The sequence below is a fragment of the Paenibacillus sp. JNUCC32 genome, assembly GCF_014863545.1.
GTDB lineage: Bacteria > Bacillota > Bacilli > Paenibacillales > Paenibacillaceae > Paenibacillus_AQ > Paenibacillus_AQ lautus_A.
The window spans coordinates 3955444-3978274 of the sequence record NZ_CP062260.1 but is presented as its reverse complement, the minus strand read 5'-3'; the positions used below and the strand labels follow the sequence as shown (position 1 = coordinate 3978274).

At 51.2% G+C, this 22831-nt stretch carries 16 protein-coding genes, 1 tRNA gene and 1 other annotated feature; of the genes, 13 read left to right on the top strand and 4 right to left on the bottom strand.

The features are described 5' to 3' along the window. Positions 1-37: 37 nt before the first annotated feature. From JNUCC32_RS17925 to JNUCC32_RS17915, 3 genes are all read right to left on the bottom strand, one after another. Complete coding sequence (locus JNUCC32_RS17925) at positions 38-1900, bottom strand: arginine--tRNA ligase (protein ID WP_192569337.1); 1863 nt, start codon at positions 1898-1900, stop codon at positions 38-40. A gap of 58 nt (positions 1901-1958) precedes the next feature. After that, positions 1959-2183 (bottom strand) — a binding site (T-box leader). Positions 2184-2241: 58 nt separating this feature from the next. Then, positions 2242-3006: a class I SAM-dependent methyltransferase gene (locus JNUCC32_RS17920; protein ID WP_192569336.1), complete on the bottom strand. Its 765-nt coding sequence runs from the start codon at positions 3004-3006 to the stop codon at positions 2242-2244. 144 nt (positions 3007-3150) lie between these two features. Then, positions 3151-3579 (bottom strand): EamA family transporter, encoded by a 429-nt coding sequence (locus JNUCC32_RS17915; RefSeq protein ID WP_015733993.1) that lies wholly within the window; start codon positions 3577-3579, stop codon positions 3151-3153. Positions 3580-3711: 132 nt separating this feature from the next. Here JNUCC32_RS17915 and JNUCC32_RS17910 point away from each other — a divergent pair, with 132 nt between their 5' ends. After that, the gene (locus tag JNUCC32_RS17910) at positions 3712-4155 is read left to right on the top strand and encodes a GNAT family N-acetyltransferase (protein ID WP_090910458.1); all 444 of its coding nucleotides are present in this window, start codon (positions 3712-3714) and stop codon (positions 4153-4155) included. A gap of 151 nt (positions 4156-4306) precedes the next feature. Continuing rightward, on the top strand, positions 4307-7108 hold the full coding sequence (locus tag JNUCC32_RS17905) for a DEAD/DEAH box helicase family protein (protein ID WP_192569335.1): 2802 nt from the start codon (positions 4307-4309) through the stop codon (positions 7106-7108). Positions 7109-7964: 856 nt separating this feature from the next. Here the strand turns inward: JNUCC32_RS17905 and JNUCC32_RS17900 are convergent. Beyond that, positions 7965-8038 (bottom strand) — tRNA-Arg (locus tag JNUCC32_RS17900). A gap of 360 nt (positions 8039-8398) precedes the next feature. Between JNUCC32_RS17900 and JNUCC32_RS17895 the strand changes: the two genes are divergently transcribed. From JNUCC32_RS17895 to hemA, 11 genes are all read left to right on the top strand, one after another. Beyond that, entirely contained in the window at positions 8399-9241 is an 843-nt protein-coding gene (locus JNUCC32_RS17895; protein WP_192569334.1) for a hypothetical protein, read from the top strand. Between the two features lie 145 nt (positions 9242-9386). Continuing rightward, entirely contained in the window at positions 9387-10709 is a 1323-nt protein-coding gene (tig, locus tag JNUCC32_RS17890; protein WP_036662679.1) for a trigger factor, read from the top strand. A 275-nt stretch (positions 10710-10984) separates the two neighbouring features. After that, positions 10985-11575, top strand: coding sequence for an ATP-dependent Clp endopeptidase proteolytic subunit ClpP (gene clpP, locus JNUCC32_RS17885; RefSeq protein WP_009590407.1), 591 nt, complete (start codon positions 10985-10987; stop codon positions 11573-11575). A 14-nt stretch (positions 11576-11589) separates the two neighbouring features. Beyond that, positions 11590-12855 (top strand): ATP-dependent protease ATP-binding subunit ClpX, encoded by a 1266-nt coding sequence (gene clpX, locus JNUCC32_RS17880; protein WP_009590414.1) that lies wholly within the window; start codon positions 11590-11592, stop codon positions 12853-12855. A gap of 114 nt (positions 12856-12969) precedes the next feature. Next, positions 12970-14079, top strand: a complete 1110-nt coding sequence (gene ispG, locus JNUCC32_RS17875) for a flavodoxin-dependent (E)-4-hydroxy-3-methylbut-2-enyl-diphosphate synthase (protein ID WP_009590416.1) — start codon at positions 12970-12972, stop codon at positions 14077-14079. Positions 14080-14727: 648 nt separating this feature from the next. Continuing rightward, on the top strand, positions 14728-16437 hold the full coding sequence (gene lonB / locus JNUCC32_RS17870) for an ATP-dependent protease LonB (RefSeq protein WP_374705900.1): 1710 nt from the start codon (positions 14728-14730) through the stop codon (positions 16435-16437). A gap of 84 nt (positions 16438-16521) precedes the next feature. Continuing rightward, positions 16522-18858, top strand: a complete 2337-nt coding sequence (gene lon / locus JNUCC32_RS17865; protein ID WP_090910454.1) for an endopeptidase La — start codon at positions 16522-16524, stop codon at positions 18856-18858. A gap of 17 nt (positions 18859-18875) precedes the next feature. Next, the gene (yihA, locus tag JNUCC32_RS17860; protein ID WP_096775393.1) at positions 18876-19520 is read left to right on the top strand and encodes a ribosome biogenesis GTP-binding protein YihA/YsxC; all 645 of its coding nucleotides are present in this window, start codon (positions 18876-18878) and stop codon (positions 19518-19520) included. Positions 19521-19733: 213 nt separating this feature from the next. Next, a complete protein-coding gene (locus JNUCC32_RS17855) occupies positions 19734-20324 on the top strand; it encodes a hypothetical protein (protein ID WP_015734002.1) in 591 nt (196 codons plus the stop codon). A gap of 355 nt (positions 20325-20679) precedes the next feature. After that, positions 20680-21078: an adenosylmethionine decarboxylase gene (gene speD, locus JNUCC32_RS17850; RefSeq protein WP_006208786.1), complete on the top strand. Its 399-nt coding sequence runs from the start codon at positions 20680-20682 to the stop codon at positions 21076-21078. 340 nt (positions 21079-21418) lie between these two features. Beyond that, positions 21419-22825 carry a glutamyl-tRNA reductase gene (hemA, locus tag JNUCC32_RS17845; RefSeq protein ID WP_009594030.1) on the top strand — a complete coding sequence of 469 codons (1407 nt, stop codon included), beginning with the start codon at positions 21419-21421 and terminating at the stop codon, positions 22823-22825. Positions 22826-22831: the final 6 nt, after the last annotated feature.

The following is a 22831-nucleotide window of genomic DNA, read 5'->3' as shown; positions in this document are numbered from 1 at the left end:
TTTATTAGGCATGATCCGCTCATTCATCAGAGTGAATTTACATCCGGCTCGGAGTAGGCAAACCCAGCACCTCCAGCGCTTCGCCAAGGGTGTTCTTGAATAAGGAAGTGAGCCATACGCGAAATTGGAGCACTTCCTCCTTCGCCTTCAGAATCGGGCATGCCGAGTAAAAATTGTTGAACAGGGAGCACAGCTCATAGGTGAAGTTGCAAATGGCACTAGGAGATAGATCCCGTCCGGCGGCATATAAGGTATCATGCCAGGTGCTGATATGCCGCAGCAGCGCATGTTCCGCTTTTTCCATGGCAGGGAACCGGGCAGGCACAGACGGCGTAACCTCGGCTTCTTGAGCCTTATTAAGCACGCTGAGTGCACGCGCGTAGGAATAGAGCAAATACACCCCCGTATTCCCCGATATTTCAGTGGCCTGCTTCAGATCGAACACCACCTCGGTTTGCAGTGCAAAGCGAAGCAGGTAGTAACGGATGGAGGCGGTTGCGATCGCATGGCTGGACAAACCGTTTTTATCGGATCGGGTGTCCTCGATGACCTTGGCTACTTGATGAATAAGCTCGGTGATTTTGATCCCGATTCCCTGACGTCCGGACATCGCATAGGATGCCTTACCGTCGGAAGTATCGATGCCGAGATCTGCTGCAGCGGAAGGGCTTAACGAGACGACGCCGTAACTGACATGGCGCAGCTTCTCAGCCTCTTGTTGGAAGCCCAGGCCTTCCAAAGCCTGCTTCACCATCGCCTGCGGGTACTGCTGCCTGTAATCAATGACGTTGATGACCATGTCCGCTTTGCCGTAAGAACGCTCCTCGCCGTGCGAGCTCGTCGTCCAAACCTCGTCGGTGAATTTTTTATATACAAAATCATTGGAAAGCACGCCGTATTTCCACAAGTGGTAGGCGATGTCCTTGGCGGTGTAAGTCAGGATGCCATTGGAGCGCACCAGCACTTTATCGATGCTGTGGTCCGACTCCGCCTCGTCTCCGGCTTCGGTTCCTGATTGCTTGAGCACCCAGCAGCCTGCAAGTTTACCCTCGGTTTCCTGATGGAAAAGCGGGGTATTCTTCAACAGCTCGAACGCGGACGCCCAGAATCCCTCCCTAACAATGCTGCTCTCCCATACAAGCAGATCGTATTCAATGCCGAACTGCTTCATCTCCTCAAGATGCTCCTTAACGATTCGCTCGGCAACAAGCAGTCCAATCCAGGAAAGGTTCTGATTGCCCTCTTCCAGTGCGTGCAGAACCTCGGTCCGATGCTGAACCAGCCCCGGCTCCCTTTCGTAGGCTTTATTGGTGCTTGAATACACGTCCCAGCAGTAATCGCCGAACCGGGCATGCTCCTTCGTCAGCGGCGTGTGGAGCAAGCCGACCACCGTATCCGCCAGCTGATTGCCCAGGTCGTCGATATAATTATGCACCTCGACCTCGTAACCCAGCTTCCTCATCAATCTCACGAGCGTATCTCCGATACAGGAATTTCGAAGATGCCCGATATGGGCGGACTTATTCGGGTTGATGGACGTGTGCTCAATGACGATCTTTTCGTTAGCTGCCGGGGGGAGTTCAAAATGGTGGCTCGCCCAATACTCCCAATCGATGCGCAGATTCATAAAGCCCGGAGCGACAATCTCAGTCGAGCGGACGAGCTGTTTGTAGGATGCGTCCTGCTCCAGCTCGGCTTGGATCAGCTCGGCGATTTGCAGGGGAGCCTTGCGGAGCACCTTCGCAAGCTGCATCGCAACGTTGGTTGCGTAATCCCCATGCTCCATGCTGGCAGGCTGCTCGATCCGGATCGGAGTGGACTCCGGCAGTTTGGTGCCGTAAGCTTCGCAGACCTGGTTCACGGCTTGTTGAAGGCTCGAAATAATCTTATGACTTAACACGGTAAATCCCCCTTTAAAAAATAAAACGACTCGGAAAACCAAAAAAGCCCTCATCTCCAAAAGAGACGAGGACTTGTGCTCGCGGTACCACTCTTGTTGTTAAACCCCGCAAGGGTCTAACCACCTTCATACGATAACGGCGTAAGCCGGGGCTCCCTACAGCATGTTGCTTCGGAAGGCCATCTCCTGGGTCCGCTTCACGGCCGACTTTGTACCGGTTTCCACCCTCCCGGCTCGCTTGGACTAAAGTCAGTGCAGTTACTCTCCCAATCAACGAAAATAATATTCTCAAGTTTTTTCATATTATAACCATTCTATTTAGAAAAGCAACCCCCCAATGGCTAAATCTTTTCTGCAAATACTCGCAGGCGCCGGTAATCCGCGTAGAAAGCATCCTCTTGCCATAGCGTCGATTGAGCAGCTAGGCTGATGCGAGCGATCGCTTCTTCCTTCGATTCAGCCGAGAATCCGGCAAAAAAGCAATCGCCAAAATGCAGCAGCCAATGCTTTATGCCGTCCTTGCCTTCGGATAATCGCGTGGGACGGTCGAAATGATGGGCGAGATGCACGCGGAACCCTTGGGCTTCAAGCAGGCTGGCATACTGCCCAAGACTAGGAAAATACCACGGATTCCGGGCGTCCGCATCGATTCCATAATGATCGGCGAACACGGTTTTCAAGGCTTGGTAGATGCCGTCAATATTCCCTTTGCCTCCGAACTCGGCAACGAATCGGCCGCCGGGCTTAAGGGCTCCATGTACGGAGCGTACCACGCCTTCAGCATCCTTCATCCAGTGCAGGGCCGCGTTTGAGAAGACGGCATCGTATGGCGTTTCGGTTTCGAAGTTCTCGCCATCCCCGGTCAGAAACGGAAGTCCAGGATATTTGCTTTTGGCCCGCTCAATCATCTCGCTGGAATAATCCATGCCGGTTACATGTGCGCCCGATTTGGATATTTCATGAGTCAAGTCGCCGGTTCCGCAGCCCAGATCGAGAATCCGTTCTCCGGGTTGAGGCGCCAGCAGCTCTGCAGCTCCTTTTCCATAAGCAGATACAAACGATAGCTGTCGATCGTAATCGTAAGGTTTCCATACTTGCTCTGACATAACAACACCCCTCCACGCATGATTTATCCTCATTGTGACATGATCGGCTTATAATTAGAAATATATAAATTCGATAACATTGATAGGTTTAACTAATAAGAGGGAGGACAAAAAGCCGCTTTGTCAGCGGTTTTATGCAGAGGACTATTTAACGGCAACAAGAAGCGCGCCAACGGCAATGAGTGCAACGCCGGCTGCGTTAATCCAGGAGATCTTCTCACCCAGAAACACAAAGGCCAGGATCACGGCAATAACCACGCTCAATTTATCGATAGGACCTACCTGCGATACTTTGCCGTATTTTAACGCCAGAAAATAAAACAGCCAGGACAACGCGCCCGCGATGCCGCTGAGCACAATAAAGCTGAGTGCCTTTTTCTGAACCAGAATTTCTCCGAGCTCCGAGAATTTCCCCTGAACCGCTACGACCCCCAGCAGAAACAGGGCCATAATGACGGAGCGAATGGCCGTTGCCGAATTGGCATCGATGTTCTGCAGGCCTATTTTTCCGAAAATGGCCACAAGTGCAGCCGTGACTGCCGACAGCAATGCGTATACAAGCCATAATGGCATGCGTACCTCTCCTCTTCGACAAGATAAAGTCTCTGATTAATGTACCGGATTCCTTTATAATAGTATAGAGCAATTTGAAGGATCTCATGAATGTTCAAAGGATTGAACGACTTGGAAAGGGCTGGATGAAAAATGACACATCATATCGCGGCTTATACGGAAGCTTACCATGATCAGCTGGTGGAATTATGGCTTCGTGCCGTATCCCAAACGCACGATTTTTTGACGGAGGAAGATATCCGGTTCTATTATGGCATGATGCAAAGCGGGGCACTGAGGTCCGTGGAGATATGGATGTGCTTGAATACGGAACAGGAAGCGATTGGATTTATCGGACTGGACGGCTCCAAAATCGAGATGCTGTTTGTGGATCCCCTTCACCACGGCCAAGGGACGGGAACGAAATTGATCCGGCATGCCGAACGGCTGAAGGGGCCCGGACTTCAAGTGGATGTGAATGAACAGAACCCCAAGGCCCACGCTTTTTATAAAAAATACGGATTCGTGCAGATCGGCCGTTCGGAGCTCGACGGTTCCGGAAAGCCGTTTCCGCTTATTCATATGCAGCTGCGGTAATGTCATGGATCGGCACAGCCGAGTCCACGATAATCGCGAGTATAGTATTTTCGAAAAGCAGCCTATCTTTGGGTGAAAGAACAAACATCGATAGACGGTATGTTTTAACCTATCCAATGAAAAAGGGAGTGCAGCTAAACTGGAGGAGTCAATGAAGTTTTTTCCGAGCAACCTGTCGTTTCGCTATCCTTGGCGCTCCTATCAGAGGCGCGTGCTCCACGGGCTTGACCATCATCTGAAGAATCGCCAATTGCATCTGGTGGCGCCGCCCGGTTCGGGGAAGACCGTTCTTGGATTGGAGGTCATGCTTCGGATTAATCGGCCGACGATTATATTGGCTCCCACCATCACCATTAAACAGCAATGGGCAAGCCGTCTGGTGGAGCTGTTTCTTGACGAAGATGTCCAGCCGGAGTGGGTCTCGACCTCGCTCAAGCGACCGGCATTGGTAACGATTACGACCTACCAAGCCCTACACAGCCTGATTAGTGCAGCAGGGCAGCCGACTTCTGCGAAGAAGAAGGTCATCGCGGGGATGGTGCAAGCGGACCAAACCGGTGATGAGAATCAGGAGTTTTCGGATACGGGCATGGAAGACGCTGAGGCTGAACCGGCCGGGAGGGACGCTGACCGCGAGGACGATATCACGGACGGCACCGAGGCTCAAGAAGCTCTGGATCTGTTGAAGCAGCAGGGATATCATACGCTTATTTTTGACGAGGCGCATCATCTTCGAATGTCTTGGTGGCAAAGCGCCATGCAGCTGTGCGAAATGCTGGACGAGCCGACCAAGATTGCGCTTACGGCCACTCCGCCATACGATGTCAATCCGAGGGAATGGCAGCGGTATATCGAGCTTTGCGGCCCTATCGACGAGGAGATCAGCGTGCCCGAGCTGGTTCGCCATGGGGAGTTGTGTCCCCATCAGGATTATATCAGCCTGACAAGGCCAACTCATGAAGAGGCCGCTAAACTGCGGGAATTTCGAATGCAGGCACAACAGGTCAAAGACGAGTTGGTCCGAGATGAGTTTTTGGCGGATTTGATCGTACATCACCCCTGGATAACACGGTCCGAGGCGTACATGGAGGACATTTTGTCCTCCCCGGGGTATTACTCCAGCATGGTGCTCTATCTGCGAGCGGCCAATCGGCCGATCTGGAAGGAGGCTGTGAAGCTGCTCGGCATGGAAGAGAAGGAAGCGCCCGACTTAACGGAGGAGTGGCTGCAGGAACTCCTTGGCGGCATGCTGTATAAAGACGCCCATATTGATCGCGGACTGCCGGAGTTAAAGGCGTTGCAGAAGAGGCTCAGCCGATTAGGGATGATTGAACGGCGGAAGGTGTATATGAGATCGACGCCTGCGATTGATAAAATGCTGGTCCAGAGCGTCTCGAAATTGCACAGCATCGGCCGCATTCTTGAATTCGAGCGCTCCATGCTGGGGGAGAGCATGCGGATGGTAATCTTGACCGATTATATCCGCAAGGAGGACCTGCCGAAGGATGCGGATGACGAGAAGCCGCTGAATCGGCTCGGCGTTGTTCCGATTTTTGAGCTGATCCGCAGGCAGCTAGCGGAGAAAAGCGGGTCACGGGGCGATCGCGAGTTGCCCATCGGTATTTTGACAGGCTCCTTTGTGGTGCTCCCGGTGACGGCTATACCTTTGGCCAGGGCTTGCGCCGATCGACGGGGCCTCCGCTTGTCGGAACGTCCCCTTGCCCATGACGGCCGTTATGTAACGATGGATGTTCGCGATGCAAATCGCTCGGCTATCGTGGCTATTATAACGGAGGTGTTTTCAGAGGGGGGCATTCAGGTGCTGATCGGTACGGCGGCTCTCCTGGGCGAGGGATGGGATGCTCCCGGGATCAATTCCTTGATCATGGCATCGTATGTAGGCTCGTTCATGCTGTCCAACCAGATGCGGGGACGGGCGATTCGGGCCCAACGCGGGAACCCGGATAAGACCGGAGCGATCTGGCATCTGGCATGCGTCGATACCGCCCAAATCGATGGGGGCGAGGATTTGAGCTCGCTTGCGCGCAGATTTCGATCTCTCGTCGGTCTATCGATCTCGCATCAAACCATAGAGTCGGGCATGGAGCGCGTGGGACTTGATCTTCGGAAAAGCCAAACCGCAGAAAGCATCAGCGCCTATAACCGCGACACATGGGAGCGGGCGAGGCAGCGGCATCTTTTGAAGGAGCGATGGAATTCGGCGATTGCCCTTCACAGCTCCATGACGGAGGAACTGACGGTGGATCGGGAGCGTATTCCTAAGCCTTTGATTTTCTCGCATACGGTAAGGGCCGTGCTTGCTTTTGCCGTTGGTTTGGGGCTGGGCGCCTTCATGGAGACCTTAACGTCGCCGGTTTTGCTTCAATCGGACGCGCCGGCTTGGTTCAGCCTGCTATTCTCGGTCGCCATTGCCTTGATCGTATCCAGTCCTTGGATATTTACAGGCGTCAAAATGGTAATGCGTCATCAATCGCTGGAGCGGAGCATTCGAGAAGTGGCTCTCGTCGTGTATACGGCGCTATACGATATGGGGCTGGTCGAAACCGAGCCAAGCCTTCACCGGTTGAGGGCGGAGGAGGAAGGAGGAGCCGTCGTGTGTTGGCTAAAAGACGGAACCACCCAAGAGAAGACGCTTTTCCTGAATTCGCTGCAGCAGGTGCTGGACCCGATCGAGAACCCGCGTTATCTTTTGTACCGCGAATCGCGCGGCCGGTTTGCGACCAGACGGGATTACCATGCCGTGCCGGAGGAAATCGGACGTCGAAAAGAGCATGCTGAACGCTTTGCCCGGCTGTGGCGCAAGCATATCGGTCCGGCCGAGCTGGTCTACACCCGTACGCCGGAAGGCAGAAAAATGCTCCTGACCGCGCGAACGCGGGCTTTGTCCTCCATGTTCGTGAAGAAATCGGAGCGGGTTAGTGCTTGGAGGTAGAGGATCCGGAGTGTTCGCGGAATGTGGAGGGAGTCATGGGATGGGGTGTGATGCGCCGTGCTGCGCTGCCTTAACGGACCCAGGGGCCGTTAATTGAGGGAAAAACCCTCATACAGGTATGGTAGCGGACCAGAAGTCCGTTATTCATGAAAAATGAGGGTAATTTGACTGTGAATTAGCTAAATAACGGCTGTGGTGTCCGCTAATTTCTAAATCGGGCCGTTTTTGATGAAATAACGAACCTACGGTCCGCCAAAGTCATGTTAGGGTGTACGTCGTATTGGAATCGGCCATGACGTTCATATGTAGAATGTCGATAGTGCATCAGAAGGGATACGGCCCTTGGGGCCGATTGGGAATTGGTTCTACAGAAGCATATGCTCCAACAAACTCAAGTATGGGTTCATCACCCTTTTGGAATACAAAAAAAGCTACCGATGGTAGCGTCCCAGAAGGGATACGGCCCTTCGGCCGACTGCGAAGCAATCCTCCCGAAGCGTAGGCTCCGACGAACCCCCTCCAGGGGTTCTCATCCACACGGGACATAAAAAAACACCGTCATGTGACGGTGTCTTCTTTTACGTCCCAGAAGGGATACGGCCCTTCGGGCCGACTGCGAAGCAATCCTCCCGAAGTCTATGCTTCGACGAACCCCTTCTAGGGGTTCTCATCCTCACGGGACATAAAAAACACCGTCATGTGACGGTGTCTTCTTTTACGTCCCAGAAGGGATACGGCCCTTCGGGCCGACTGCGAAGCAATCCTCCCGAAGCGTAGGCTCCGACGAACCCCTTCTAGGGGTTCTCATCCTCACGGGACATAAAAAAACACCGTCATGTGACGGTGTCTTCTTTTACGTCCCAGAAGGGATTCGAACCCCTGACCGACGGCTTAGAAGGCCGTTGCTCTATCCAGCTGAGCTACTGGGACATAGAAATTTTTCAAGCAAAAAATATATTATCACATGCACAGGAGAAATTCAATCATTATTTTATGACATAAAGTTTTTCGGATTTGCAAGATTATTCGAGTATCATATCGGGTTATATTGATAAAATATACGCCCGAAAACTGGGGATCGCCGTCTTTATGTTGCCAGGGGCATGATGCACGCAAGCTGTTACGCCATTTTTTAAACTTGGCAGTACATATGCTATAATCAACGAATACGAAAAACAGGACCAGAAAGGAGGTGTCCTTATCAAGGACTCTTACTCCCAAGAACAAGAGGATAAGAACATCATCCTGTTTCCGAAGACGCTGGATTATTACCAGATTCAGCTTACGGTTATGCTCGAGAACGAACGTTACGGTGAAGCGATGGAAGTGCTGCGTTTTCTGCTGAAGTGCGGGGGACAGAACGAACGGCACTATGAAGAGTGGAACTCGCTCCTCGAATGGCTTGAAGCCGCATTTCCGGAACAGGCCATGCCCCGTTCGGTCGATTTCGATGCTGAGGCTGACGAGGATGATCCGGACGAGTCCGAGATGGCTAGGCAGATGGTCAGGGACAAGGTTGCCCAGGATGCCGGATACGCCGACAAGCTGCTGGCTTCGGTCATGACCGGGCCGCTGACGGAGCAGACCATTTTGGCGCTGGAACAGCTCGCTTATCTGGACCGTCCGGAGATCGACGCGATTCTGGTCGAATGGCTGCATGATACGCCGCTTCATCCCCTGCTGCAATTCCGGGTGCTGCAAACGCTCCGGAGAAGAGGGATGGAAGGGCACGTAAGCCTTCATCGCGGGCAGGAAGCCGTCGAGATCGAGATCGATACGGTTCCCTTGGATCCGGGAGGCTTCCCGGACGCGATTACGAGGATTTTGGAGCGCGTTGCGGATCAGACCGAGGTTCATGAGCCGACGCTGTTTTATTTTGCCCAGGAATTATGGTCCCAGTTCATCATGGCGATTTACGGCACGGAGGACTACCATTCCATGCTGGACGAAGAAGAAGCCACGCTCGATATATGGGCCGCAGCGCTGCATGACATCGTGTCGGAGAGCCTGAAAGGTTTTCGCAATGAGGAGGAAATCCGCCCGCTTTACGGCATCACGGACACCATGCGGTTCCGCTATGAGGGAGCCTATCGGTCTCTCAAGCAATTCGTCGCTGCAGGCGTGGAAGATTAGCCAGAGCTGGAAAACGTTTACAGTATCGCGGCATAAGGGTTCGCCCTTGAAAAAGGATTTAATGTTGTTTATACTATAGTGGTTATTCGGTACGTGATACATTATTGCGTCGACCACGTGAATTATTTTGGAGGGGAAAGCATAAATGAAAGCAACTTGGGAAAAAATAGAGAAGAACCTTGGCGTTCTTGACGTTGAGGTTGATGCGGAGCGCGTTGCATCCGCTCTCGACAAGGCTTTTAATAAAGTAGCTAAAAAAGCAAATGTACCTGGATTCCGTAAAGGTAAAGTGCCTCGGCCGATCTTTGAAGCGCGTTTTGGCGTAGAGAGCCTGTATCAGGATGCAATCGACATCCTTCTTCCGGAAGTATACAGCGAAGCTGTGGAACAAGCGGATATCTTCCCTGTGGATCGTCCGGAAGTGGACATCGAGCAGTTCGCTAAAGGCGAAACTTTCAAGTTCAAAGCTAGAGTAACCGTGAAGCCGGAAGTTAAGCTTGGCGAATACAAGGGCGTCGAAGTTGCTGCAGTAGCTGCAGAAGTTTCCGACGAGGAACTGAACGAAGAGCTTGAGCGTCTGCAACAACGTCATGCTGAGCTTACCGTTATCGACGAAGGTGCTTCCCAGTCCGGCGATATCGTTGTAATCGACTTCGACGGTTCCGTCGACGGCGTTCCTTTCGAAGGTGGACAAGCTGAGCGTTATTCCCTTGAGCTTGGAAGCAACACGTTCATTCCAGGCTTTGAAGACCAAGTCATCGGTATGGCTACAGGAGACTTCAAAGACGTGGAAGTGACCTTCCCTGAAACTTACCATGCTGAAGAATTGGCTAACAAACAAGCCGTCTTCAAAGTGAAAGTGCACGAAATCAAACGCAAACAGCTTCCTGAGCTGGATGATGAATTCGCTAAAGACGTTAGTGAGTTCGATACGCTTGATGAGTACAAGGAAGATCTGAAGAAGCAATTGCTGACTCGCAAAGAGCAAGAAGCCCAAGGCGTTCGTGAGAACGAAGCCGTTGAAAAAGCAGCAGCAAACGCTGAAGTTGAAATTCCGGAAGCCATGATTCAATCCGAAGTTCAAAACATGATGCGCGATTTCGACAACCGTCTTCGCCAGCAAGGCATGAACCTGGAAATGTTCCTGAGCTTCTCCGGCCAAACCAATGCCGATCTGGAAGGCCAAATGAAGGACGATGCTGAAAAACGCGTTCGCAACAACCTCGTGCTGGAGCAAATCGCGAAGGAAGAGAAACTCGAAGTATCCGAAGAAGAAATCAACAAAGAGCTGGAAAACATGGCTGATACGTACAAGCGTTCCGCTGATGAAATCCGCAGCATCCTCGGTGCTAACGGTTCCCTCGACAGCCTTCGTGAAGAACTGCTTCTTCGCAAAACGATCGACTTCTTGCTGGAAAACAGCGTAGAAGGCGCTCCTGTTGAGAAAAAAGAAGCAACTGAAGAATAATAAATAGGCGGCTGCGAAAAGCTGCCCTCACATTAGATAAGGCACGTACATTTCATGCGTGCCTTATTTTTAACTAAGAATAGCCAATTTACTACTAAATGTGACATGAATTGGTTATAAATTTCGACATACATAATGAGACAAGTTGGCAGGATATAATTCTTGGCAAGTTCATAGAATGTAAACAGGGTTAAAAAATGACATCGTGCTTTGAACATGTTAGAATAACTTTTGTAACGCTGTAGTATATTTTTCAAGGAAAAGAGGTTGGTCGCATGAGTCTTGTACCTATGGTTGTTGAACAAACCAGTCGAGGCGAAAGATCTTACGATATCTACTCAAGATTACTGAAGGATCGCATTATATTCCTCAGCAGTGCGATCGATGACGATGTTGCCAATCTTGTTATTGCCCAGCTTCTGTTTCTGGCTGCGGAAGATCCGGAAAAAGACATCTCTTTGTACATCAATTCCCCTGGCGGTTCGGTAACGGCCGGGATGGGTATATATGATACGATGCAGTTGATCAAGCCTGATGTATCCACGATTTGCGTCGGCATGGCCGCCAGCATGGGATCATTGTTGCTTACTGCAGGAGCGCCAGGCAAACGATATGCTCTCGAGAACAGTGAGGTGATGATTCATCAGCCGCTCGGAGGCATTCAAGGTCAGGCATCCGATATCCAAATCCATGCAGATTGGATCATCAAGACCAGACAAAAACTGAATCAAATCTATGTGGAGCGCACGGGTCAGCCCCTTGAAAAAATCGAACGCGATACAGACCGCGACTTTTTCATGAGCGCGGAGGAAGCGAAGGCGTACGGTATTATTGATGATGTTCTGTCTTCACCGACCAAATCTTAAGGGGTGGTAATAGCATGTTTAAATTTAACGATGACAAAGGGCAGCTGAAGTGCTCCTTCTGCGGCAAATCGCAGGAGCAGGTCCGCAAGCTGGTTGCGGGGCCCGGTGTTTATATATGTGACGAGTGCATCGACTTGTGTTCGGAGATCGTAGAGGAAGAGCTCGGACACGAGGAAGAAGTGGATCTGAAGGATATTCCGAAACCGCGTGAAATCCGCGATATCCTGGATCAATACGTAATCGGACAGGATCAAGCGAAGAAATCCCTTTCGGTTGCCGTTTACAATCACTACAAGCGCATCAACACCCAGAGCAAGATCGAGGACGTCGAATTGCAAAAGAGTAATATTTTGCTGCTCGGACCTACAGGTTCCGGTAAAACCTTGCTTGCGCAAACGATGGCCAAAATTTTGAACGTGCCGTTTGCTATTGCAGACGCAACCTCGCTGACCGAAGCCGGTTACGTGGGTGAGGATGTTGAGAACATTCTGCTGAAGCTGATTCAAGCTGCGGATTATGACGTGGAAAAAGCAGAACGCGGCATTATCTATATTGATGAGATCGACAAAGTGGCCCGCAAATCGGAGAATCCGTCCATTACGCGTGACGTCTCCGGTGAAGGGGTTCAGCAGGCTCTCCTGAAAATTCTGGAGGGAACCGTTGCTTCCGTGCCGCCGCAAGGTGGACGCAAGCATCCGCATCAGGAATTCATCCAGATCGATACAACGAACATCCTGTTCATTTGCGGCGGTGCGTTTGACGGTTTGGAGCAGTACATCAAACGCCGGATCGGCAAAAAGGTCATCGGCTTCAATGCATCCGGAGAAAGCCAAAAGGATCTTAAGCCAGGTGAATACCTGACGATGGTTCTGCCGGAGGATCTGTTGAAATTCGGATTGATTCCGGAATTCGTCGGCCGTCTGCCGGTCGTGTCCACGCTCGAGCCGCTGGATGAGGCGACATTGGTCCGTATTCTGTCCGAGCCTAAAAACGCGCTGACCAAACAGTACCAAAAGCTGCTTGAGTTTGATAACGTGAACCTCAAGTTTGAGCCGGGCGCACTTGAAGCGATTGCCCGCGAAGCCATTAAGCGCAATACGGGTGCACGCGGACTGCGTTCCATCATCGAAAGCATCATGCTTGACGTGATGTATGAAGTGCCGTCCAGGGATGACATCAAGGATTGCGTCATTACGGAGCAGGTCGTTCGGGATAAAGTGATTCCTGAGCTTCAAACCAAAGCTAACGAAGACGACAAGAAACAAGAAGAAAGCGCCTAATGCGTTATAGCGTTTTAGACGTGGAATAAATCTACGCTGATTCTCCACTTCCAGTTATGCCCAAACGGGCTTTGCTGGAGTGGAGCTTTGGCGTTATATGGGAGAGATCGTACCATGTTTTTGAGACAAGACACACGGCCCGTCAAGGTGGGGAACCTTACCATTGGGGGAAAGAACGAAGTCATTATTCAAAGCATGTGCACCACCAAAACAGCAGACGTGGAGGCAACCGTTGCCGAGATACTGCGCCTGGAGGAAGCGGGATGCCAGATCGTCCGGGTAACGGTAAACAATGAGGAAGCAGCTGCTGCCATCAAAGAAATCAAGAAACGCATTCATATCCCGCTCGTGGCGGATATTCATTTTAACTATAAGCTCGCCCTGATGGCGATCGAGAACGGTATCGATAAAGTCCGGATCAATCCGGGGAACATCGGTAAGCGCGAAAAGGTCGAAGCCGTCGTGAAGGCATGCAAGGAGAAGGGGATTCCGATTCGGATCGGGGTGAATGCCGGTTCCCTGGAGAATCACCTTCTTGAAAAATACGGGTATCCGACACCGGAAGCCATGGTAGAGAGCGCCTTGTATCATATCGGCATCTTGGAAGAACTGGACTTCCACGATATCATCGTTTCGCTTAAAGCGTCTGATGTGCCGATGGCCATTGCGGCGTACACCAAGGCGGCGGAAGTGATTCCGTACCCGCTTCATCTGGGGATTACCGAAGCGGGCACCCTCTTCTCGGGTACCGTGAAGAGCGCGGCCGGTCTTGGGGCGCTCTTGTCCCTAGGCATCGGCAGCACGATGCGTATTTCCTTGAGCGCCGATCCGGTCGAAGAGATCAAGGTTGGCCGGGAGCTTCTAAAATCCTTCGGTCTGATCTCGGATGCGGCAACCTTGGTATCCTGCCCGACTTGCGGACGGCTGGATATCGATTTGTTCTCCATCGCCAATGAGGTGGAGGAGTACATCTCGAAGATTAAAGTGCCGATCAAGGTTTCCGTCTTGGGCTGCGCCGTGAACGGTCCCGGTGAGGCCAGAGAAGCCGACATCGGTATTGCCGGCGCTCGTGGGGAAGGTTTGCTCTTCCGTTACGGAGAGATGATCCGCAAAGTTCCGGAAGCCACCATGGTGGAAGAGCTTAAGAAAGAAATCGATCATATCGTGAAGGTGTATGAGGAAACCGGCGAAATCCCGGGGCGCAAGCACAAATCCACGGTCTGAGCTTGATCACTAAGTTATTGTAATAACCACTTATATTGAAACGGCAGTCTCTGGCTAATTGAGACTGCCGTTTTGTTTGTTTTTAGGAAACAAAAGGTCCAAGGACGTCCAAAGTCTGTTTCTTACATTTTTGTTTGAATGTATTTTTAAGGAATAAGGTATAACAATGTCAAACAAAAGAGCGGTCTACTTATTAGTACAAAGTTGCAAAGAGGCGTTCTGTTGTCCCAAGTATATTGGCTCTTTATTGAGCTTCTGATAAATGTAGTTCAGCTCTCCCCTCTCCCCACCCCCCACGATGAAGAAGGATGCCATGCGCCGCACCAGCGGAGCGGACGAATCGATTCGAAGCGGTCGGCTAAAAGTTTACCGCAGGAAAACTCGCATCGGAAGGATAAGCTGTTGCCGAGTTTCTACATTACTATCCTCATTCATGAAATTCGGAAACAACAGCGATCGGAGGAACGATACGTACGCGGAGCGTCTCATTGGAGCGTCTCACCTAAGCGTCTCCATCCACTTTTTGATACTTTTCCGCCTCCTGCGTTTTACCATCCGAGGAATCGGCAATACTACCATGTATTAACGTTTGGATGAAGACATAATGGAGTACAGGAGGAATGACTTGTGAATTTAAGTATCGTGATTATGCTGGTGCAGCTGTTTTTTGCAGTCATCATCGGCATTTATTTTTGGAATTTATTGCGTGGACAGAAGACAAGCAAAACAGCGGTGGACCGGGAATCGCGCAAGGAGCTGGATAAACTCCGCAAACTCCGGTCGGTATCGTTAACGAAACCGCTCGCCGAGAAAACAAGGCCGCAAACCATGGATGACATTGTGGGGCAAAAGGACGGCTTGCGCGCCTTAAAAGCCGCGCTATGCAGCGCGAATCCTCAGCATGTCATCGTATACGGTCCTCCGGGAGTCGGTAAGACCGCTGCTGCCCGCGTGGTGATGGAGGAAGCCAAGAAGAACCCGCAATCGCCGTTTAAATACGACGCGAAATTCACGGAGATCGACGCAACGACGGCCCGTTTCGATGAACGTGGAATTGCCGATCCGCTCATCGGTTCTGTTCATGATCCGATTTACCAAGGCGCCGGTGCCATGGGGGTGGCAGGCATCCCTCAGCCGAAGCCGGGCGCGGTGACCAAGGCCCATGGGGGAATCCTGTTTATTGACGAAATTGGGGAATTGCATCCCATCCAGATGAATAAGCTTTTAAAAGTGCTGGAGGACCGCAAGGTGCTGCTGGAAAGCGCATATTATAATTCAGAGGATGCCAATACGCCCGCTTATATTCACGATATTTTTCAAAATGGGCTTCCGGCGGACTTCCGCCTGGTTGGTGCTACGACACGTTCGCCGGAAGAGATTGCTCCTGCACTTCGCTCGCGCTGCATGGAGATTTTTTTCCGTCCGCTTCTGCCTGAAGAGATCGGCAAGATTGCGGAGGATGCCATTCAGAAGATTGGCCTGAATGCTCCGCCGGAAGCGGTAGAAGTCGTGAAGCAGTACTGCTCCAACGGCCGGGAAGCGGTCAATATGATTCAATTGGCGGCCGGTCTGGCATTGACCGAGAAGCGGGATGCCCTCCGCGCGGCGGATGTTGAATGGGTAGCCAGCAGCAGCCAGCTGCAGCCAAGGCCCGACCGGAAAATACCGGAGAAGCCGCAGATTGGGGTAGTTAACGGATTGGCCGTATATGGCCCGAATATGGGGGCTCTGCTAGAAATTGAAGTATCTGCGGTTCCTGTCGAGGAGGGCCGGGGTACCTACAATATCACCGGGGTAGTGGATGAAGAGGAATTTGGCGGAGGCTCGCGCAAGCTGCGCCGCAAGAGCATGGCCAAAGGCTCGATCGAGAATGTGCTGACCGTGCTGGGCTCGATGGGCTTTACGCCCAAAAACTATGACCTGCATATCAATTTTCCCGGAGGAACGCCGATCGACGGCCCTTCCGCCGGCATTGCGATGGCTACGGCCATCGTGTCGGCCATCAAAGGGGTTGAAGTCGATAACAAGGTAGCGATGACCGGCGAGATAAGCATCCATGGAAAAGTGAAGCCGATTGGCGGAGTCATCGCCAAGGTGGAGGCGGCATTCCAGGCAGGCGCGACCCGCGTGATCATCCCTAAGGACAATTGGCAGACCTTGTTCCAGGATTTGAGCGGGGGCTTGCGGGTGATTCCGGTGGAATCGGTGGATGAAGTTTTCGGGCATATCTTTGGCGGTACGTTCGCTCCGGAGGTGATACAGCTTCCCGGAAACGAGGTATTTCCATCCTCTTCCGCTTCATTGCTGCAGGCCACGCCTCCGCGCAACGGAAAAATAACGGATGCCGGAGGATGTTAAGCCTCGTATAGTTGGTTTTTTATACGCAGATTTGATAAAATAGGAATAGTGTCAACATTGAGAGCCATTGGAGGTGCGAAAGCGATGGGACCCAGTAAATCCAAAGGTCGTCGTTTTCCTTTACTGCCTTTAAGAGGTCTTCTGGTCTATCCAAGCATGGTGCTTCACTTGGACGTAGGCCGGGAGAAATCGGTAAAGGCTTTAGAAAAGGCGATGGTTGAAGACAATTTGATTCTCCTATGTTCTCAATCGGAAGTGAACATTGAAGAACCGACGCAGGATGATATTTTTCGGATTGGCACAGTTGCGAATGTACGCCAGATGCTTAAGCTTCCAAACGGTACCATACGTGTGCTAGTGGAGGGTATGGAACGGGCGGAAGTTATTGAATATACGGATCAAGAGGAATACTACGAGGTCATCGCTCGGGAGCTTCCCGAAGAGGAGAACCATGATCCTGAAGTCTCCGCATTAATGCGAACCGTACTGTCTCAGTTTGAGAATTATATCAATCTGTCGAAGAAAGTGACGCCTGAGACACTGGCGGCCGTTTCCGATATCGATGAGCCAGGACGGCTGGCGGACGTCATTACGAGTCATTTGTCGCTGAAGATCAAGGATAAGCAAGAAATTCTCGAAACAATCGACGTTCGCAAACGGCTCGAGAAACTTCTAGATATACTGAATAACGAGCGCGAAGTGCTGGAGCTGGAGCGTAAGATCAACCAGCGGGTCAAGAAGCAAATGGAGAAGACCCAGAAGGAATACTATTTGCGCGAACAGATGAAGGCCATCCAGAAAGAGCTTGGCGACAAGGAAGGCCGTGCCGGGGAAGTAGAGGAACTCCGAAGCCAGCTTCAGGAGCTTGAACTGCCGGAACGCGTCCAGGAGAAGGTAGAGAAGGAAATCGACCGACTCGAGAAAATGCCGGCGAGCTCTGCGGAAGGCGGCGTTATCCGGAACTATGTGGATTGGCTGCTGGCGCTGCCGTGGACGAACAAAACCGAGGATGATCTGGACATCGTCAAAGCGGAGCAAGTGCTGGACGAGGATCATTACGGTCTCGAGAAGCCGAAAGAACGCGTGCTGGAATATTTGGCGGTCCAGAAGCTGGTGAAGAAGATGAAGGGGCCTATTTTGTGCCTGGTCGGCCCTCCGGGCGTCGGTAAAACATCGCTTGCCCGGTCCATCGCCCGTTCCCTGGAGCGCAAGTTCGTTCGCGTCTCGTTAGGCGGGGTAAGGGACGAGGCGGAAATTCGCGGTCACCGGCGCACTTATGTCGGAGCTATGCCGGGACGGATCATTCAAGGCATGAAAACAGCGGGCTCGATGAATCCCGTGTTCCTGCTGGATGAAATCGACAAGATGGCATCCGATTTCCGCGGGGACCCGTCTTCCGCACTGCTTGAAGTGCTCGATCCAGAGCAGAACAATACGTTCAGCGATCATTTCGTGGAAATTCCTTTTGACCTGTCCAACGTTATGTTTGTCACGACGGCGAACGTGCTTCATAACATTCCAAGACCGCTCCTGGACCGGATGGAAGTGCTGAACATTCCGGGGTATACGGAGCTGGAGAAGCTCCAAATCGCCAACCGTTACTTGCTGCCCAAGCAGAAGAGCGAGCATGGGCTTGAGCCTGAGCAGCTGATTCTGGACGAGGAAGCGCTGATGAAGGTGATCCGGGAATATACCCGTGAATCCGGCGTGCGGAATCTAGAGCAGCAAGTGGCGGCGCTGTGCCGCAAAGCCGCCAAGCAGATCGTGACCCAGCAATCGGAATCCATCGAGATCAAGGCTGCCGATATCAAGGATTATCTCGGCATTCCGAAGTTTCGTTATGGCATGGCCGAGCTTGAAGATCAAGTGGGTACGGTCACGGGGCTCGCATGGACGGAAGTGGGCGGCGAAACGCTGACCATTGAGGTAACCGTGGTGCCTGGTACCGGCAAGCTGACGCTGACGGGCAAGCTTGGTGACGTGATGAAGGAATCGGCTCAAGCCGCCTTCAGTTTTACCCGCTCGAAAGCGGTAGAGCTGGGCATTGATCCGGATTTCCATGAGAAGCTTGATGTCCATATCCATATCCCGGAGGGAGCCATACCGAAGGATGGCCCTTCAGCCGGCATTACGATTGCGACGGCTCTTATCTCATCTTTAACCAAACGGCATGTAGCCCGTGACGTGGCCATGACGGGTGAAATTACACTTCGGGGACGCGTACTGCCGATTGGCGGCTTGAAAGAGAAGTCGCTGGCAGCCCACCGTGCCGGGTACAAAAAAATATTGCTCCCTAAGGATAACGAACGCGACCTGCGTGATATTCCTGACAGCGTAAAGAACGACGTGGAGTTCGTTCCGGTATCCCATATGGATCAGGTTCTGGAGCATGCGCTCGTTGAACAAGCGGGAGTGCACTAGAGAGGAAAGTCTACATTATGAAAGTTACGAAAGCCGAGTTTGTCATCAGCGCTGTCGTACCTGCCCAATATCCTGAAGACGCCTTGCCGGAGATTGCTCTGGCAGGGCGTTCCAATGTGGGCAAGTCATCGCTGATTAACCGTATGATATCCCGTAAGAACCTGGCTCGTACAAGCGCCACGCCGGGGAAGACACAGCAGCTCAACTATTATCGGGTGAACGACGACCTGTATCTGGTCGATTTTCCCGGCTATGGTTATGCGAAGGTATCCAAGACCCAGCGTGCGGCATTTGGCGAAATGATTGAAAGATATTTGCTCAGCCGGGAAGAACTGAAGCTTGTATTATTGATTGTGGACATGCGTCACCCGCCTTCAAAAGACGATATCAGCATGTATGAATGGCTGCAGCATTACAACCGGCCGGTGTGCGTAGTCGCGACCAAGGCGGATAAAATTCCGAAAACGCGCCGCCAGAAGCATGTGAAGATCGTGAAGGAAACGCTCGGTTTCAAGCCCTATCATTCCTTTGTCATGTTTTCATCCGAGCTGGGTTTGGGTAAAGATGAGTTATGGGCCATTATGGAGTCCCATATGGGAACGAAGGATCATGAGGAAGAGCCGCACCCGGGTTCGGAGAATGACAGCAACGAGCATGTCTGATCCGGATGGGTTTGTGATGTTTTTTCAAGGGTGCTATAGGGAATCGGTGCATTCTTTACAGGAAAGTGAGCATCTTGCGGGAAATATCGCTCTGATTCCGGCTAATTCCGTTTTTTTATGAAATATGATGGATATTCTCATTCGAACGGCAGGAAAGACCGCTTGGATCTGCTGTATAATGGTAGTAAGTTAAAAGAATTGAGGGAGATTTTTATGGCTCAGCGGTTAGCCACAGAATATGTTAATGCCACAATGCAAATGACGGATATTCAAATGGATCAATTTCTGCAATATACCCAAGCTTTCCGGGTCACTAACCGGGTAAAAGTCATGGATAGCGGAGAGCAGGAGTTCGTGCTCGAAGATGAAAGCGGGGAAGAAGTTCATTTGCCCTTTGAACGCAAGAATGGCTTGTACGTCTGTGAGCTGTCATGCCGATTGGTTACTCCCCATCTGACGAATGCCGTACGCAAACTGTTTGCGGCTTTTAAGGGATCAGGTAAAGTGAATCGGATTTATCGCGGCTTTACGATGAGCTACGACTACCATGCGGGAACGGTGCATCGAATTACGCAAGTCGCCGGGAACGACAGCATTGTCATTTATGAGTACAAGAATACGGCAGGCGAGCTGCAGCGTCTCTTTAACAGCAATGAAGCAGAGAAAGAGATCGAATCCATTCAGCATCATATCAACGTGCTTCTGGACCAGCGGATTGCAGCAGGGAATGATAAACTGATTACGAAGACGATAGACGAAAGGCTGCGACGGTTTAATCAGCGCCTGTTCGTGCTTGAAGCTTAGGGAGGGCTGCCCCGCAAGGGGCGCTTTTTTTATGTGTATTTATCGTTAAAAATTCGGTTTCATGCATGTTTATGTAACATAGAGCGGGTGATATTTATTTCGTGGGCCGGAGACACCATGTGGTTCAAATGCACATATATTGAGCTGTAAAATATTTATGGGTTATTTTCGAAAAAGGTGTTGCATTTAAGCGTCATAGATGTTATTTTTAATCTCGTTGAAAAGAAAATAGGAACCAGGATTCACTCAGGACATGTAATGTTGCGAGAGATTATTCCCTCGGGAAGTGAATGACGTAGGTCCTAGCGGATGAAATTTTCAAACATTTTATTCCTAGGAAGGGGGAAACCGGAAGATGGAATACTCAACTTTCGGAAGACACGTTGCTGTTGATACTTGGGGAGTCGATTTTGAACTACTGAACAGTGCAGAATTTTTACAAGCTCAGATGGTGGAAGCCGCTGAAGCATGTGGAGCAACGGTATTGTCCGTCCAATCCAAGCAGTTTGAACCACAAGGTGCGACTGTGCTGGTGTTGCTGTCGGAAAGCCATCTCTCGATTCACACATACCCTGAGAGAGGTTTTGCTGCGATTGACTGTTATACCTGCGGGGAGACAGTAGATCCGCAGTTGGCTATTGACTATCTGGTATCCGCTTTGAAACCTGAAAAATGCTATGCTAAGAAACTCGTGCGCGGACTCGGCGAAATGACCGTGGAAACGCCTGAGATGAAACAGGCTGAGCTCGTTTAATCCAGCCCTTAAAAAAACGCGTATTCTGATAACCATGGATATTTCCATGGTTATTTATTTTGTGAAGACGGGAAAGTTTCATGAAGATTCCATGCCGTCGTTCTCTGAAATGAGATTTCGTAGAAAATAATACGTATATCTAGGGTGTTCTATATCCACAATAGTAAGGTGCGATCTAGAGGAAGGAATGTTCAAGAATGGCATGAAGAAGTATGGGGATTTCATAAACATTTCATAAAATAGACAAGGCTGCCCAGCATACTGTGATATAATGAACAGGGTCAAGGCAGTCCGTTGTGAACGGCAAAACTACTCGGAGAAATAGGCAGGTGAACATGCAATGCACATCGTCGTTGTTGGGTTGAACTATCGCACGGCGCCCGTGGAAGTCAGAGAACGTTTTACATTCTCGGAAGAAGACATGCCTAAGGCGTTAGAGCAGCTTAATTCGACCAAGAGCGTATTGGAGGGCGTCATTGTCGCTACCTGCAACCGTACTGAGATTTATGTTGTGGTAGACCGCCTTCATATGTGCGGCTACTTTATCCGCAGTTTTATGGAACAGTGGTTCGGCATTAATCGTGAAGAATTTACGCAGCACCTCTATATATATGAAGACGAACAAGCCATTTCCCATCTGTTTAAGGTTACCTGCGGTTTGGATTCCATGGTCATTGGAGAGACGCAGATCCTGGGACAGGTGCGCAATGCTTTTTTGACGTCGCAAAAGCATGATGCCACCGGAACTTGGTTCAACATGTTATTCAAGCAGGCCGTTACGCTCGGCAAGCGGGCGCATTCGGAAACTTCGATCGGAGAGAGCGCGGTTTCGGTCAGCTATGCTGCGGTGGAACTGGGTAAACGGATTTTTGGCGCATTTAACGATAAAAAAGTGATGATACTCGGTGCAGGCAAGATGAGCGAGCTTACCGTGAAGCATCTTTATGCCAACGGCGCGGCCGAAGTGATCGTGGCCAACCGCACGCTTGGCCGTGCCGAGGAACTGGCTCGCAAGTTCAAAGGAACGCCGTGCACCATCGCCGAAGCTAAGAATTTGTTGAATGAAGTCGACATTGTGATTAGCTCCACAGGCTCGAATGAATATGTTCTGAATGCGGAGCGGGTTAAAGAGAGCATGAAGAAACGCCAGTCCCGCCCGTTGTTCATGATTGATATCGCGGTTCCGCGGGACATCGATCCGGCGGTCGGGGAGCTCTCCAACGTATTCCTGTACGATATCGATGATCTGGAAGGCATTGTGGAAACCAATCTGGAAATGCGCCGAGTGGAAGCAGCCAAGATCGAAGTGATGATTCAAGAGGAGATGGATGCATTCCACACATGGCTGAAGACGCTCGGTGTCAGACCGGCGATTCGGGCCTTGCAGGAGAAATCGAACGCCATTCATGAAGAAACGATGGAAAGCTTGTTCAACAAGCTGCCGGAGCTGGACGAACGCCAACGTAAAGTCATCCGTCGTTTGACCAAAAGCATCGTCAACCAGATGATGCACGATCCGATCAACCGGATCAAGGAGATGACGGGCGGCAAGCAGGGCGGCGAGGCATTGGATTATTTTTCACAAATCTTTGCGCTGGAAAGCTTGATCCATGAGAATGAGCAGGAAGCCCGCGGCCGCAACAAGAAAGCAACTGCACCCGTTAAAGCTGAACGGACGAAGAATGCTGTAGATCAGCAGGCAGAAGAGAAGCCGCTCAAGGTGTCTCTGGCCCCAGCCACCCTTTGAGGAGGG

Coding starts and splice junctions, on each gene's coding strand:
- JNUCC32_RS17920 (WP_192569336.1), bottom strand. CDS start 3,006: ATGTCAGAGCAAGTATGGAAACCTTACGATTACGATCGACAGCTATCG.
- JNUCC32_RS17855 (WP_015734002.1), top strand. CDS start 19,734: ATGGCTCAGCGGTTAGCCACAGAATATGTTAATGCCACAATGCAAATG.
- ispG (WP_009590416.1), top strand. CDS start 12,970: ATGTTTTTGAGACAAGACACACGGCCCGTCAAGGTGGGGAACCTTACC.
- JNUCC32_RS17895 (WP_192569334.1), top strand. CDS start 8,399: ATGCTCGAGAACGAACGTTACGGTGAAGCGATGGAAGTGCTGCGTTTT.
- speD (WP_006208786.1), top strand. CDS start 20,680: ATGGAATACTCAACTTTCGGAAGACACGTTGCTGTTGATACTTGGGGA.
- lon (WP_090910454.1), top strand. CDS start 16,522: ATGGGACCCAGTAAATCCAAAGGTCGTCGTTTTCCTTTACTGCCTTTA.
- hemA (WP_009594030.1), top strand. CDS start 21,419: ATGCACATCGTCGTTGTTGGGTTGAACTATCGCACGGCGCCCGTGGAA.
- JNUCC32_RS17905 (WP_192569335.1), top strand. CDS start 4,307: ATGAAGTTTTTTCCGAGCAACCTGTCGTTTCGCTATCCTTGGCGCTCC.
- tig (WP_036662679.1), top strand. CDS start 9,387: ATGAAAGCAACTTGGGAAAAAATAGAGAAGAACCTTGGCGTTCTTGAC.
- JNUCC32_RS17910 (WP_090910458.1), top strand. CDS start 3,712: ATGACACATCATATCGCGGCTTATACGGAAGCTTACCATGATCAGCTG.
- lonB (WP_374705900.1), top strand. CDS start 14,728: ATGCTGGTGCAGCTGTTTTTTGCAGTCATCATCGGCATTTATTTTTGG.
- JNUCC32_RS17915 (WP_015733993.1), bottom strand. CDS start 3,579: ATGCCATTATGGCTTGTATACGCATTGCTGTCGGCAGTCACGGCTGCA.
- yihA (WP_096775393.1), top strand. CDS start 18,876: ATGAAAGTTACGAAAGCCGAGTTTGTCATCAGCGCTGTCGTACCTGCC.
- clpX (WP_009590414.1), top strand. CDS start 11,590: ATGTTTAAATTTAACGATGACAAAGGGCAGCTGAAGTGCTCCTTCTGC.
- clpP (WP_009590407.1), top strand. CDS start 10,985: ATGAGTCTTGTACCTATGGTTGTTGAACAAACCAGTCGAGGCGAAAGA.